Source organism: Streptomyces sp. NPDC096205, from assembly GCF_044763135.1.
Taxonomy (GTDB): Bacteria; Actinomycetota; Actinomycetes; order Streptomycetales; family Streptomycetaceae; genus Streptomyces.
Genome location: NZ_JBIWFS010000001.1, coordinates 589,986 through 603,334 on the forward strand (window position 1 = coordinate 589,986; position 13,349 = coordinate 603,334).

The 13,349-nt window shown below is 70.4% G+C and carries 12 protein-coding genes and 1 riboswitch; of the genes, 2 read left to right on the plus strand and 10 right to left on the minus strand.

Translation table 11 applies throughout. The features are described from left to right. Window positions 1–20: 20 nt before the first annotated feature. Window positions 21–1,574, minus strand: a complete 1,554-nt coding sequence (locus ACIQ6Y_RS02695) for an APC family permease (RefSeq protein ID WP_404031842.1) — start codon at window positions 1,572–1,574, stop codon at window positions 21–23. 121 nt (window positions 1,575–1,695) lie between these two features. Between ACIQ6Y_RS02695 and ACIQ6Y_RS02700 the strand changes: the two genes are divergently transcribed. Continuing rightward, window positions 1,696–2,307 (plus strand): TetR/AcrR family transcriptional regulator, encoded by a 612-nt coding sequence (locus ACIQ6Y_RS02700; RefSeq protein WP_404031845.1) that lies wholly within the window; start codon window positions 1,696–1,698, stop codon window positions 2,305–2,307. Window positions 2,308–2,645: 338 nt separating this feature from the next. On the opposite strand, the gene ACIQ6Y_RS02705 is transcribed toward ACIQ6Y_RS02700, so the two are convergent. The 3 genes from ACIQ6Y_RS02705 to ACIQ6Y_RS02715 all read right to left on the minus strand — a co-directional run bounded on the left by ACIQ6Y_RS02705 (window position 2,646) and on the right by ACIQ6Y_RS02715 (window position 5,560). After that, window positions 2,646–3,431, minus strand: a complete 786-nt coding sequence (locus ACIQ6Y_RS02705; RefSeq protein WP_404033665.1) for an SGNH/GDSL hydrolase family protein — start codon at window positions 3,429–3,431, stop codon at window positions 2,646–2,648. A gap of 145 nt (window positions 3,432–3,576) precedes the next feature. Next, the gene (locus ACIQ6Y_RS02710) at window positions 3,577–4,293 is read right to left on the minus strand and encodes a DUF6250 domain-containing protein (protein WP_404031848.1); all 717 of its coding nucleotides are present in this window, start codon (window positions 4,291–4,293) and stop codon (window positions 3,577–3,579) included. A gap of 325 nt (window positions 4,294–4,618) precedes the next feature. After that, window positions 4,619–5,560, minus strand: coding sequence for a peptidoglycan DD-metalloendopeptidase family protein (locus ACIQ6Y_RS02715; protein WP_404031850.1), 942 nt, complete (start codon window positions 5,558–5,560; stop codon window positions 4,619–4,621). Between the two features lie 5 nt (window positions 5,561–5,565). Next, window positions 5,566–5,724: riboswitch (cyclic di-AMP (ydaO/yuaA leader) on the minus strand. Between the two features lie 439 nt (window positions 5,725–6,163). On the opposite strand from ACIQ6Y_RS02715, the gene ACIQ6Y_RS02720 reads away from it, so the two are divergent. After that, the gene (locus tag ACIQ6Y_RS02720) at window positions 6,164–6,958 is read left to right on the plus strand and encodes a tyrosine-protein phosphatase (RefSeq protein WP_404031853.1); all 795 of its coding nucleotides are present in this window, start codon (window positions 6,164–6,166) and stop codon (window positions 6,956–6,958) included. A 21-nt stretch (window positions 6,959–6,979) separates the two neighbouring features. Here the strand turns inward: ACIQ6Y_RS02720 and ACIQ6Y_RS02725 are convergent, their stop codons facing one another. The 6 genes from ACIQ6Y_RS02725 to hpnH form a co-directional block, all read right to left on the minus strand. Then, window positions 6,980–7,099, minus strand: a complete 120-nt coding sequence (locus ACIQ6Y_RS02725; RefSeq protein WP_404031856.1) for a DUF6126 family protein — start codon at window positions 7,097–7,099, stop codon at window positions 6,980–6,982. After that, on the minus strand, window positions 7,096–7,752 hold the full coding sequence (locus ACIQ6Y_RS02730) for a helix-turn-helix domain-containing protein (RefSeq protein ID WP_404031859.1): 657 nt from the start codon (window positions 7,750–7,752) through the stop codon (window positions 7,096–7,098). The genes ACIQ6Y_RS02725 and ACIQ6Y_RS02730 overlap by 4 nt, the downstream gene beginning before the upstream one ends. 98 nt (window positions 7,753–7,850) lie before the next feature. Continuing rightward, window positions 7,851–9,260 (minus strand): aspartate aminotransferase family protein, encoded by a 1,410-nt coding sequence (locus ACIQ6Y_RS02735; protein WP_404031861.1) that lies wholly within the window; start codon window positions 9,258–9,260, stop codon window positions 7,851–7,853. Further along, complete coding sequence (dxs, locus tag ACIQ6Y_RS02740) at window positions 9,257–11,167, minus strand: 1-deoxy-D-xylulose-5-phosphate synthase (protein ID WP_404031864.1); 1,911 nt, start codon at window positions 11,165–11,167, stop codon at window positions 9,257–9,259. Before dxs ends, ACIQ6Y_RS02735 begins: the two co-directional genes overlap by 4 nt. Before the next feature lie 36 nt (window positions 11,168–11,203). Continuing rightward, entirely contained in the window at window positions 11,204–12,319 is a 1,116-nt protein-coding gene (ispG, locus tag ACIQ6Y_RS02745) for a flavodoxin-dependent (E)-4-hydroxy-3-methylbut-2-enyl-diphosphate synthase (RefSeq protein ID WP_404031867.1), read from the minus strand. 4 nt (window positions 12,320–12,323) lie between these two features. Then, window positions 12,324–13,346, minus strand: a complete 1,023-nt coding sequence (gene hpnH, locus ACIQ6Y_RS02750; protein WP_404031870.1) for an adenosyl-hopene transferase HpnH — start codon at window positions 13,344–13,346, stop codon at window positions 12,324–12,326. Window positions 13,347–13,349: the final 3 nt, after the last annotated feature.

Genomic DNA, 13,349 nt, shown 5'->3' on the forward strand with positions numbered 1-13,349 from the left:
TTCGTACGACCTGAGAGCGGCTAGCCCTTCTCTCTGCGGGTCCGCGCCCCGGCGGCGTAGAACACGAGCCCGATCCCCACGAACAGGGCCAGCGGCACCACCTGACTCAGCGTGTACTGCAGGCGCTGTCCGGCGAACGACTCCGGCAGGGAGTCCGCCGCGCTGCCTTCCGTGCCGAACCAGCCGACGCCGAAGCCCGGCCAGATCAGCACGACGACGGTGAAGGCGACCAGCGCGGTGGCCAGACCCGCGACCAGCCGGGCACCGAACAGGCCGCCGGGGACGGCGTAGGGGCGGGGCACGTCCGGGTACCTGCGGCGCAGTACGGCGAGGCTGGGGAAGGTGATGACGTAGGAGATGAAGGTGGTGGAGATGGTCAGGCCCAGTCCGGCCGCGAAGTACTTCTCGCCGTCCCCGCCGCTGAGGCCCAGGGCGACGACGAACAGCACGGAGGCCAGGACGGCGGAGAGCAGGTTCACCCGGACCGGGGTGCCGTGCCGTTCGGAGATGCGGCCGAGCCAGGCCGGTCCGGCGCCGTCCGCGCAGGCCACCGCCTGGGCGCGGTGGGCGCCCATCGCCCAGGTCACCCCGGAGGTGAGCAGGCCGAGGATCAGGCCGGCCGCCGCGATGCCGCCGCAGACCGCGCCGAAGCCGGTCAGGGTGACCGTGCCGTCGGCCGCGATGGAGCCGCCGTACACGGTGAAGACGGCCTTGCAGGCGTCGATGAACCCGCCCAGGCTGCCGATGCGCTCGCCCGGCAGCACGAACAGGATGCCGAGGATCGGGCCGCCGTAGAGCAGCAGCGCGGCGAAGCCGGAGCGCAGGATGGACAGCGGGATGTCGCGGCGCGGGTTGCGCATCTCCTCGGCGGCGGAGCTGGGCAGTTCGAAGCCGACGTAGTTGAAGATGAGGACCGGGACGAGGGCGACGAACCCGGCGTAGGTGGGGGCGAAGTCGCCCGCGGGCAGGGCGTGGACGCCGTGTCGGACGGCGTAGACGACGACCGAGACCAGGAAGAAGCCGAGCAGGACGATCCGGGCGACGGCGCCGGTGATCGGCACCCACTTCCCGATCCTCACCGACTGCACGACGGCGAGCGCGCCGCCCCAGATGAACAGCAGTCCTGCGGCGTACTTCCAGGCGCCCGGCAGCGGGGTGAAGAACTCCTCCCAGGTGGTGAGCGCGATGATGCACAGGCTGCCGCCGACCCAGACGGGGTTGGAGATCCAGTACAGGAGCTGGTTGACGCCCGCGACGAGGCGGCCGAAGGCGAGCCGGGTCCAGACGTAGGGGCCGCCCTGCACCGGGAAGGCGGCGCCGAGTTCGGCGACCAGCAGGCCGTACGGCAGGAAGAACACGAGCGCGAGGATCGCCATCCAGGTCAGGCCCTGCGGGCCCTGGGCGGCGACCGAGCCGATGGTGTCGAGGCCGACGAGCGTGCAGATGAGGAAGAACAGCACGTCGAGCCGGCGCAGATCCTTGCGCAGCCGGGTGCGCTGCTCGCCCCAGCCCGCGGAGAGGTCGGGGGCGCCGGGGCCCTGCGAAGGAGTGGAGGTGGTCGATGCGTGGGTCACGGGCGGACTCCTACTGACGACAGCTACTGACTGAATGGGCAGTCAGTAGTGCGGTACTGTGGCCCGGCCGCACGGGGGTGTCAAGAGCTCGCGTCGGGGGTCGCTGTGTAGGGTGAACCGCGTGGCGAGAGTGCGGTTGAGCGTGGAAGAGCGGCGCGAGGAATTGCTGCGGGCCGCCATCGAGCAGATCGAGGCACGAGGCGTGGCCGCGGTGCGGATCGCCGACGTGGCCGCGGCCCTGGGCGTGAGCAACGCGCTGGTGCTCTATCACTTCTCGACGAAGGAGAAGCTGGTCGCCGCCGCGTTCACGCACGCGGCCGAGGGCGATCTGGCCCGTCTGCGAGGGCTGCTCGGCCGCCGCACGTCCGCGCTGCGTCGGCTGCGGGCGGCCGTGCGCTGGTACGCCCCCACCGGTCAGGCCAAGGGCTGGCGGCTGTGGATCGAGGGCTGGGCGGCGGCCCTGCGCGAGCCGGCCCTGCGGGATGTCACGCGGGAACTCGACCGGCAGTGGAAGGCCGCGCTGGCGGAGGTCATCGCCGAGGGCGTGGCCGCGGGTGAGTTCCAGTGCCCGGACCCGACCACCACGGCCCTGCGCCTGACCGCCCTCCTCGACGGGCTCGCGGTCCAGCTCACCTCCTACCCGGGCGCGGTGTCGCGGGCGCGGGCCACGGAGTGGGTGGACGAGGCGTTGGCGCGGGAACTGGGGCTGTCCGTCGAGGCGTTGACCTCCTAGAGGTCGGGCTCGGCTCGGTCCGGGGCGGTCATATCTCTCGGCGTCTCGCACCGGCCGTCGCCGTGGGGGGCGACGGTTCATCGCCGACTGCATGCCGTCGTTGGTCGCTCGCGCAGTTCCCCGCGCCCCTTTGGGGCGTTGCCCCACAGCTCCGATCCTCCTGGAGGTCGGGCTCGGCACCGGCCGTCGCCGTGGGGGCGCGGGTTGTTCGCCGACTGCGCGCCGTCTCTGGTTGCTCGCGCAGTTCCCCGCGCCCCTTTGGGGGGCGCCGGTTGTTCGCCGACTGCACGCCGTCTCTGGTTGCTCGCGCAGTTCCCCGCGCCCCCAAGAAGGGCCCCTTAAGCCACGACCCCGATCCTCAGCTTGATCTCGTCCGGCTTCAGAGTGCCCTTCGCCGTGACGTGGTCTCCGGAGGACTCTCCGCGCAGGCGGCGGCCGATCCAGGGGACGAGGTACTCGCGGGCCCAGTGGACGTCGTCGCGGCGGACGTCGAGGGTGCCGCGGGGCGGGAGGGGCGGCCAGGGCTGCTCGGGGTCGGCCGGGATGTCGAGGCCGAGGGCCTGTCCGGCGCGCAGGGCGACGCGGGTGTGGCCCTCGGGCGAGAGGTGGAGCCGGTCGTGGTCCCAGGCGCGGCGGTCCTGGACGGACTTGAGGGACCACAGGTCGAGCACCGGGCAGCCGTAGCGGTCGGCGACGGCCCGCACATGGCCGTTGTACGTCGCGATCTTGCCGCGCAGATGCTTCAGAAGGGGCACGCCGCGGGTGTCGAAGCCGGTCGTCACCAGCACCGTGCCGGCCACCTCGGTGAGCGCGGCGACCGCCCGCTCGAAGCGCTCGGCGACGTCGTCGGGGTCGGTGCCGGGCCGGATGATGTCGTTGCCGCCCGCGCAGAAGCTGACCAGGTCCGGGGCGAGTTCCACGGCCCGCGGCACCTGGTCCGCCACGATCTGGTCGAGCAGCTTCCCGCGCACGGCGAGGTTGGTGTACTCGAAGTCGCCCTCGGGCCGTCGGTCCGCGAGCAGCACCGCGAACCGGTCGGCCCAGCCGACGAACGCCCCGTCGGGGCCGGGGTCGCCGACGCCCTCGGTGAAGCTGTCCCCCACCGCCACGTACGACCCGATCACTGATCTGCTGTCACTCTTCGAATCGTCTGCCACATCGGCCCATGATTCCTCCTCGAATGTGACCTACGCGACCGTAGGGCGGGGTTGACGGGCGGTGAGATAAGCCACGCCTAAAGTCTCGGCAAGTCCGGGAATAACCTCCCGTTCAGCCCTGTTGGGGGTGCGGTCGCCAGATCCGGAACTCACTGATCCGGAAGTGGCTCCAGACCGTACGGAAGGCGAAGTGCCCGCCGGTGTACGGCTCGGGGTCGGTGTAGTCGAACACGAGCCGGCCGTTGTTCCACCACTGCACGCGCGATCCGGCCGACACGATCCGCACATGGTGGGGCTGGTTGGGCACGAGCAACGGCTCGGTGTAGTCGTACACGAGTGGCCGGACCCCCGCCTCACCGACGTAACGGCGCAGCCGGGTGGTGGTGTTGCCGTTGGCGCCGTAGCCGGCGTAGTACGTCCTGAGGTGGTCGTACTCGGCGAGGGCGCCGCCGCGCGGGGTGGCGAACAGGTCGTGCGGGGAGCGGGCGTCGACCGCATTCCAGAAGTTGTTGAGGTCGGAGACACGGTCGTTGACGCCGCCCTCGGACACCGGCACGGCCGTGTACTCCAGCACATACGGGCCTTCGAGCCGCTGCCGGAACCAGACCGTGACCCCAGCCGGTACGTCCACCTCCAGCACCCCGCCGGACGCGGTGACCGTGCCGCCGTCCTGCAGTTCGGTCGCCCACCGGCCGAGGCCGTGCCGGAAGTCGTCGTGGGCGAGCAGACGCCCGTGGCGGGGGCTCGCGCTCGCAAGACCGGCCGGGGCGAGCGCCGCGAGGGCCGCTCCGGCGGCCAGGGCTCCGAACGTTCTGCGCGTGGTCGTCACGGAAGAGGCTCCTTCGGCGGGGGTGAGCGGGGGCAGCCATGGAGTGCCGACCGGATCTCGGGCAACTCCGGGCGCGCGTCGGTGAGTTCGACCACGGTCACCTCGACGGCGTGGGCGTACACCACCGAACGCGCCAGGACGCCAGCAGAAAGCGCTTGCCGTCCTGTCGGGGACCACTCTGGCCACAACACGCCGCCGCTGTCGACACCCCGGCAGACTCCGCCACACCGCCGCAACACGGAGATCACGAATCTCCGGGTCCGGACACACCGAAGGCCGGACCCGGGGATCGGGGTCCGGCCTTCGGCGGTGTGGGCCGCGGGCGTCAGCCGATGGCGACGCCGTGCGAGCGGAGGTAGGCGACCGGGTCGACGTCGGAGCCGTAGTCCGGGGTGGTGCGGATCTCGAAGTGCAGGTGCGGGCCGGTCACATTGCCGGTCGCGCCGGAGAGGCCGACCTGCTGCCCGGCGGTCACCGTCTGGCCGGCCGAGACGGACAGCGCGGACAGGTGGGCGTACTGGGCGTAGTAGCCGTCGGCGAGCTTGACGACGACCTGGTTGCCGTACGCGCCGCCCCAGCCCGCGGAGACCACGGTGCCCGCGCCGACGGCCTTGAGCGAGGTGCCGGTCGGGACGACGAAGTCGGCGCCGGTGTGGTAGCCGCTGGACCACATGCTGCCCGCCACGCGGTAGCCGGTGCCGACGGTGGCTCCGCTCACGGGGGCGGTGTAGCCGTTCGCCGCGGTGGTGTCCGCCTGGGTGGCGGCCGGCTCGGAGGCCTTCGAGGAGTCAGCGGTCTCGGAGGACTGCGTGGCCGGCTTCGGCGCCTCGGACTTCTGCGGGGCGGCGGACTTCTTCGCGGCGGACTCGGAGGACTGCGTGGCCGCGGCCTTCTTGCCGAGCGACAGCTTCAGGCCCGGGTGGATCAGCGACGGGTCGCTGCCGACGACCTCACGGTTGTCCTGGTACAGCTTCTGCCAGCCACCGCTGACGTGCTGCTCCTGGGCGATCTTCGAGAGATAGTCGCCGACCTTCACGGAATACGTGCGCGGCGTCGCGGCCTTCTTCTCGGCGGCCTTGATGGCGGTCTTCTGGACCGTCGCGGCCGAGCTGACGGCCTTCTCGGGGACGGACTGTCCGGTCGCGGCATTCGCACCGGTGGCCGCGAGAAGCGGCAGGGCGAGTGCGGCGCCACCGGTACCGGCGACGGCGATGGAACGGGTCAGGCGCTGGGCCTTGGGACGGCGGTGCTTACCCTTCGCGGGCATGGGCGTTTTCCTCTCCGGCGCCTGCGAGGTGAGCTGTCGGGTGCGGACTGGAGATGTCCGGCCGCGCCGGGCGCGGCTTAACCCCGAGCCTGTTTCCGGAGACCGGAACAGGCGGATGTACCTGTGGGTCCCCCGCTCCTGCCGTACACGGGTGGGTTTGCGCGGGCTCCGGTCGGCGGCAGGATTAGGCGTCCGTCCGGATCGGTGGCGAACGTAAGCGACCAAGACGCAAAGGGACAAGCAAGAGGTTCCACCCGAAGGCCTTCTTCTTGATCCCTTTCGGGAATTCCCGGTCACCCTCCGTGCATTTCGGCCGTTCCGCATTCGCCAAATGCCCTTGAAAAACGCATTGATTACGTGAGCATGACGGGCGACGCACGGTCACGGCTATGACGCTGCTCACGTGACGCTGCTCCACGTTCCTTTATTCCAGAGCGAGTTGGAAGGAAGGCGCTAATTCGGACAGAAAGCCCAGATGCGACGCAGACGGAGAAGCGGCACATACATATCCCAGGGAAGCCGTGTCGTAGGGTCAGTCGTATGGTCATGGACGTGCCCGTCGGTCGAGCCGCGCCGGCGGGACCCGACCGGAGGGAGCCCCACGTGACGCAGCAGGTCCCGTCGACCGAGCCGGAGCTGGCCGGAGTCCGCAATTTCCGTGACGTGGGCGGACTGCCGACCGTCGACGGACGCCGGGTGCGCCAGGGCGTGCTCTTCCGCAGCGGCCACCTCGCGCACGCGACCGCCGAGGACGCGGCCTTTCTCACGACCCTGGGCCTGCACACGATCTTCGACTTCCGCAACGCGGCGGACCAGAAGCTGGAGGGCCCGGACGTGGAGCTGCCGGGCGTGCGCAACGTCAACCTTCCGCTGAGCGACCCGGCCGACGGCGCCGAGTTCTGGAAGATGGTCCGCGAGGGCGACCTGGACCAGCTGCGCGCGATCCTCGCCGACGGCAAGGCGGCGAACCGGATGATCACCTCGTACCGGATCATGGTCAAGGAGCGCACCGCCGAGCACTCCCAGGTGCTGCACGCCCTCGCCGAGGACAGCGTCCCCGCCCTGATGCACTGCGCCGCGGGCAAGGACCGCGCCGGCCTGTCGATCGCCGTGACCCTGCTGGCCCTGGGCGTCGAGCGCGACGCCATCCTCACCGACTACCTGGAGTCGAACGCCAAGCACCGCCGCTACAAGGTGCGCCGCAACGGCGACGCCTCCGCCTACTCGCCCGAGGTCATGGAGCTGCTCAGCCCGCTGTTCGACGCCCGCGCGGAGTATCTGACGGCGGCGATGGAGACCATCGAGGAGACCTGGGGCGGGGTCGACGCCTATCTGGAGCGGGGCCTCGGTGTGACGCCCGACACGCGCGAGCGGCTGCGGGACCGGCTGCTCGACTGAGCCGGCCTGAGCGGCGGGAGCCTACTTGGCTCCGACCTCGAACAGCAGATAGAGGAACCCGGCGAAGACGTGCCCGGCCACGATGTAGATCAGCAGCCGGATCCACAGGGTGCGGGGAAACTTCTCCTCGATGTCGCTCATGGCGTGTCTCCCGTCATGGGGCCCAGGCACAACGCGGCCGTGGGGCTCTGCAGCAGGGTGTGGACGAAGAGAAGGTCGACGCCGCCCTCGTCCTCGGCGGCGATGCGGTGCGGGGTCAGCGAGTCGAAGTGCGCGCTGTCCCCGGGACCGAGGCGGTGCGCGGTGTCGCCGAGGCGCAGCCGCAGCCGCCCCGTCAGCACGTGCAGCCACTCCTCGCCTGGGTGCACGCGCACGATGTCGCCCTGGGAGCCGTACGGCACGTGCACCCGCAGGGCCTGCATGCCGCGGCCGGGCGCACCGGCCTGCCAGTAGGTCCAGCCGCCCGCCCGGGTCGGTTCCATGTCGTCGGCTCGTACGACGGCGTCCCGGTCGGCGACCCGCTCCCCCAGCAGCTCGGAGACGGTCGTACCGTAGATGCGGGCGAGCGCGAGCAGCATCGGCAGCGAGGCCTGGCGCCGGCCGGTCTCCAGCCGGGACAGATGCGCGGGCGAGAGCCCGGCGGACCGCGCGGCCGCCTCCAGCGTGAGGGAGGCCCGGCGCCGCAGGGCGCGCAGCTGGGGCGCGACGGCGGGCAGGTCACCCACCGGCGCCTCGGCGGCCGGTTCGTCCGCGGCAGGCTCGTCCACTGAAGGCTCGGTCTCGTGAGAGCTCATGCTCTCCATTCAGCCGCAGGCTTGCCTCTCGGGCAAATTTATTGCCTCAGAGGCAAACGCGGTAAGCCCCTCACAGCGGTAAGCCCCAGCTGCAACCCTCAGCGGTTGGCCACCGCCTGCTTCACCAGCGTCCTGCCGAAGTCCCACATCAGCCCGCCCCCGCTGTGCGCGTCGTCCATGACCTCGGTGAAGGCGTCGACGAACCGGTCGACCTCCTTCTCCCCGACGATCAGCGGCGGAATCAGCTTGATCACCTCCAGGTGGTCCCCGGAGACCTGGGTGAGGATGCGGTGCCGCTGGAGCAGCGGGACGACGACCATCTGCGCGAACAGGCCCTTGCGGGCGGCCTGGAGCATGGCCCAGCGGCTGCGCAGCTTCAGCGACCTGGGCCGGCCGAACTCGATGCCGATCATCAGCCCCCGGCCGCGTACGTCGGCCAGCAGCTCGTAACGGTCGACCAGCGCGGCGAGCCGGGACCTCAGCAGCTCGCCCGTGGCCCGTGCGTTCGCGACGATCTGCTCGTTCTCCATGACGGACAGCACGGCCAGGCCGGCCGCCATGGCCTGGGCGTTGGAGCCGAAGCTCGCCGAGTGGACGAGGACGCGGTCCATCGACGAGTAGACCTTCTTGAAGATCCAGTCCTTGCCGAGGGTCGCGCCCACGGGGACGTACCCGCCGGACAGGGCCTTGGCGACGCACACCAGGTCCGGTTCCACCCCGTCCTCGTGCTGATAGGCGTAGAAGTCGCCGGTCCGGCCGAGGCCGGTCTGCACCTCGTCGGCGACGAGCAGCGCCTTGTGCCGGTGCAGCAGTTCCTGCGCGGCGCGCAGATAGCCGGGCGGTGTCTCGTGGACGCCCTTGCCCTGGATCGGCTCGACGATGAGGGCGGCCACGTCGCCCTTCTTCAACTCCCTTGCCAGCGCGTCGAGATCACCGAGGGGGACGGCGGTGTCGGGCAGCAGCGGGGCGAAGCCGTCGCGGAAGCCGTCCTCGCCGTTGACGGACAGGGAGCCGGTGGTCAGGCCGTGGAAGGCGTGGTCGCAGTAGAGGACGCGCGGTTTGCCGGTGGCGCGGCGGGCGAACTTCAGGGCGGTCTCCACCGCCTCGGTGCCGCTGTTGCCGAAGAACACCCGGTCCAGGTGGGGGCTGTGGGCGAGCAGCTTCTCGGCGAGCAGTCCGGGCAGCGGCTGGCAGTCGAAGCGGGTGAGGTCGGCGAGGCCCGCGTCGAGGACGTCGTGCAGCGCCTTGCGGACGACCGGGTGGTGCCGGCCGAGGCCCATCACCCCGAACCCGGCGAGCATGTCGAGGTAGTCGTTCCCGTCGGCGTCCCAGAAGTAGGCGCCCTCGGCACGCTCGTACACCTTGTCGAAGCCGATGGTGTGCAGCATGCGCGGGAGCTGGTGGTTGAGGTATTTGCTGTGCAGCTCGTAGCGTTCGGCGGCGCGCTCGGCGAGGAGTCTGCCGAGGTCGAACTGCCCGGTCCCGGCGGCGGGTTCGGTGGTGGTCATGCGGGTTGCTCCTCGACCGGATCGGCTTCTGACGTCTCTTCCCGCACGGCCAGGCTCGCACCGATCCGCCCGGCGATCTCGACCGGCGTGAGCCCGATGTCGGCCAGCACCTCACCGCGCTTGGCGTGCGCGAGGAACTGCTCGGGGATGCCGAATCTCCTCACCGGTACGTCGACGTCGGCGTCGCCGAGTGCCAGGGCGACGGCCGAACCGACCCCGGCGGCACGGCTGTTGTCCTCGACAACGGCCACCAGCCGGTGCCCGGCGGCCAGTTCGGGCAGGGCGGGATCGACCGGCTTGACCCAGCGCGGGTCCACGACCGTGCAGCCGATGCCCCGGGCCTGAAGCAGCTCGGCCGTCTGGAGACAGACCGGGGCCATCACCCCGACGGCGACCAGCAGCACCTCGGGGCGTTCGGATCGTCCTAGGACGTCCATGCCGCCCACCCGCCCCACGGCCGGGATCTCCGGGCCGACGGACTCCTTCGGGAAGCGCACCAGCGTCGGCGCGTCGTCCACGGCGACCGCCTCGCGCAACTGGGCGCGCAGTTGGCCGGCGTCACGCGGGGCGGCGATCCTGAGGCCCGGCACGACCTGGAGCACGGACATGTCCCACATGCCGTTGTGCGAGGCCCCGTCGACGCCCGTGACCCCGGCCCGGTCCAGCACGAAGGTGACCCCGCAGCGGTGCAGGGCGACGTCCATCAGGAGCTGGTCGAAGGCGCGGTTGAGGAAGGTGGCGTACACGGCGACGACCGGGTGCAGTCCGCCGGTCGCGAGCCCGGCCGCGCTGACCGCCGCGTGCTGCTCGGCGATGCCCACGTCCCAGACCCGGTCCGGGAAGCGCTCGGCGAACCTGCCGAGCCCGACGGGGTGCAGCATGGCGGCGGTGAGGGCGACGACGTCCTCGCGCTCCTCGCCGATCCTGACGATCTCCTCGCCGAACACCGAGGTCCAGGACGGCCCGTTGGAGGGCGCGAGCGGCTCGCAGGTCAGCGGGTCCATCACACCGACGGTGTGGAAGTGGTCCTCCTCGTGCGCGAGGGCGGGTTCGTAGCCGCGGCCCTTCACCGTCAGGCAGTGCACGAGGACCGGCCCGTGGAAGCGCTTGGCGCGGCGCAGCGCGGACTCGACCGCGCCGATGTCGTGCCCGTCGATCGGGCCGACGTACTTCAGGCCCAGGTCCTCGAACATGCCCTGGGGGGCGAAGGCGTCCTTGAAGCCCTTCTTGGCGCCGTGCAGGGCCTCGTAGAGGGGGTGGCCGATGACCGGGGTGCGCAGCAGGACGTCCTTGCCCCAGGCGAGGACCTTCTCGTAGCCGTCGGTGGTGCGCAGGGTGGCCAGGTGGTTGGCGAGGCCGCCGATGGTGGGGGCGTAGGAGCGTTCGTTGTCGTTGACGACGATGATCAGCGGGCGGTCCTTGGCGGCCGCGATGTTGTTCAGCGCCTCCCAGGCCATGCCGCCGGTCAGGGCGCCGTCGCCGATGACCGCGACGACATGCCCCTTCTCCCCCTGCACCTGGCGGGCCTTGGCGAGTCCGTCGGCCCAGCCGAGCGCGGTGGAGGCGTGGCTGTTCTCGATGACGTCGTGCTCGGACTCCTCGCGCGAGGGGTAGCCGGACAGGCCGCCCTTGCCGCGCAGCTTGGAGAAGTCCTGACGTCCTGTCAGCAGCTTGTGGACGTAGCTCTGGTGGCCGGTGTCCCACAGGATGCGGTCGGTCGGTGACTCGAAGACCCGGTGGAGGGCGATGGACAGCTCCACCACTCCCAGGTTGGGCCCGAGGTGGCCGCCGGTTCGGGAGACCGCGTGCACCAGGAACTCCCTGATCTCGTCGGACAGTTCGCGAAGCTCCGCCTCGGACAGCGACTTCAGGTCGCGTGGTTGCCGGATGTTCTCCAGAATCGTCACGCTCGGGCCCCCTTCGGTCCGTGCCTCGTACTCAATTCACTTCGACTGCTCCGCGAGCTTCAGTGCCTCCTCGACGAGGGTCTCCACGATCTTCGACTCGGGTACGGTCTTGATGACCTCGCCCTTGACGAAGATCTGGCCCTTGCCGTTGCCGGAGGCGACGCCGAGGTCGGCCTCACGCGCCTCGCCGGGCCCGTTGACGACACAGCCCATCACGGCGACCCGCAGCGGCACCTCCATGCCCTCCAGGCCGGCCGTGACCTCGTCGGCCAGCTTGTACACATCGACCTGGGCGCGCCCGCACGAGGGACAGGACACGATCTCCAGACGCCGCTGCCGCAGGCCGAGGGACTCCAGGATCTGGATGCCGACCTTGACCTCTTCTGCGGGCGGGGCGCTCAGCGAGACGCGGATGGTGTCGCCGATGCCCCTGCTGAGCAGCGCGCCGAAGGCCACGGCCGACTTGATCGTGCCCTGGAACGCCGGGCCCGCCTCGGTCACGCCCAGGTGCAGCGGGTAGTCGCAGCTCTCGGCGAGCTGCCGGTACGCCTCGACCATCACGACCGGGTCGTTGTGCTTCACCGAGATCTTGATGTCGTGGAAGTCGTGCTCCTCGAACAGGGACGCCTCCCACAGCGCGCTCTCGACCAGCGCCTCCGGCGTCGCCCTGCCGTACTTCTGGAGCAGGCGGCGGTCCAGGGAGCCGGCGTTGACGCCGATGCGGATGGGTGTGCCGTGGTCCTTGGCGGCCTGCGCGATCTCCTTGACGCGGTCGTCGAACTGCTTGATGTTGCCGGGATTGACGCGTACGGCCGCGCAGCCCGCCTCGATCGCGGCGAACACGTACTTCGGCTGGAAGTGGATGTCGGCGATCACCGGGATCTGCGACTTGCGCGCGATGGTCGCGAGGGCGTCGGCGTCGTCCTGCGTGGGGCAGGCGACCCGGACGATCTGGCAGCCGGACGCGGTCAGCTCGGCGATCTGCTGGAGGGTGGCGCCGATGTCGGAGGTGCGGGTCGTGGTCATCGACTGCACCGACACCGGGGCGCCGCCGCCGACCGCCACCGGCCCGACGTGGATCTGCCGCGACACGCGCCGCTCGGCGATCGGCCGGGCCGGTACCTCGGGCACGCCCAAGGGGATGGCGGTCATGACATCACTCCCGGTTTCCGTTGACCGTCTCGCGCATGGCCCGCAGCGACTCCTTCAGGGAGCCCATGGTGGCCAGCACGGCGGTCGGCTCGTAGCCGCAGTGCGCCATGCAGTTGGCGCAGCGCGGGTCCTTGCCGCGGCCGTACTTGTCCCAGTCGGTGTCCTCGATGAGTTCGCGGTACGTCGACACGTAGCCGTCGCTCATCAGGTAGCAGGGGCGCTGCCAGCCGAAGAGGGAGTAGTTGGGGATCGCCCAGGCGGTGCAGGGGAAGTCGACCTTGCCCTCGAGGAAGTCCAGGAACAGCGGGGAGTGGTTGAGCCTCCAGCGGCGCCGGTTGCCGCCCGCGAAAGCCTTGCGGAACAGCTCGCGGGTCTGTTCCACGCCGAGGAAGTGCTCCTGGTCGGGGGCCTTCTCGTAGGCATAGGCGGGCGAGATCATCATCTCGTCGACCTTGAGGTCGTCGTTGAGGAAGTTCAGCACCTCGACGATGGTCTGCGGGGTGTCGGTGTTGAAGAAGGTGGAGTTGGTGGTGACCCGGAAGCCGCGCCGCTGGGCCTCCTTGATCGCCTCCACCGCTTCGTCGAAGACGCCTTCCTTGGCGACCGACTCGTCGTGGCGCTCACGCAGTCCGTCGATGTGCACGGCGAAGGCGAAGTAGGGCGAGGGCGTGAAGTTGTCGATCTTCTTGCGCAGCAGCATGGCGTTGGTGCAGAGGAAGACGTATTTCCGCTTGGCCACCAACTGGCGGACGATCTCGTCGATCTGAGGGTGCATCAGCGGTTCGCCGCCGGCGATGGACACCATCGGCGCACCGGATTCGAGCACCGCGCCGACGGCCTGCGCCACCGGCATACGCTGCTTGAGCACCCCGGCCGGGTGCTGGATCTTGCCGCAGCCCTCGCACTTGAGATTGCAGGCGAACAGCGGCTCCAGCTCGACGATGAGCGGGAACTTGTCACGCCTGCGGAGCTTCTGTTCGGCCAGGTATGTAGCGACCTTGATGGACTGGCGCAGCGGCATGGCCATCTG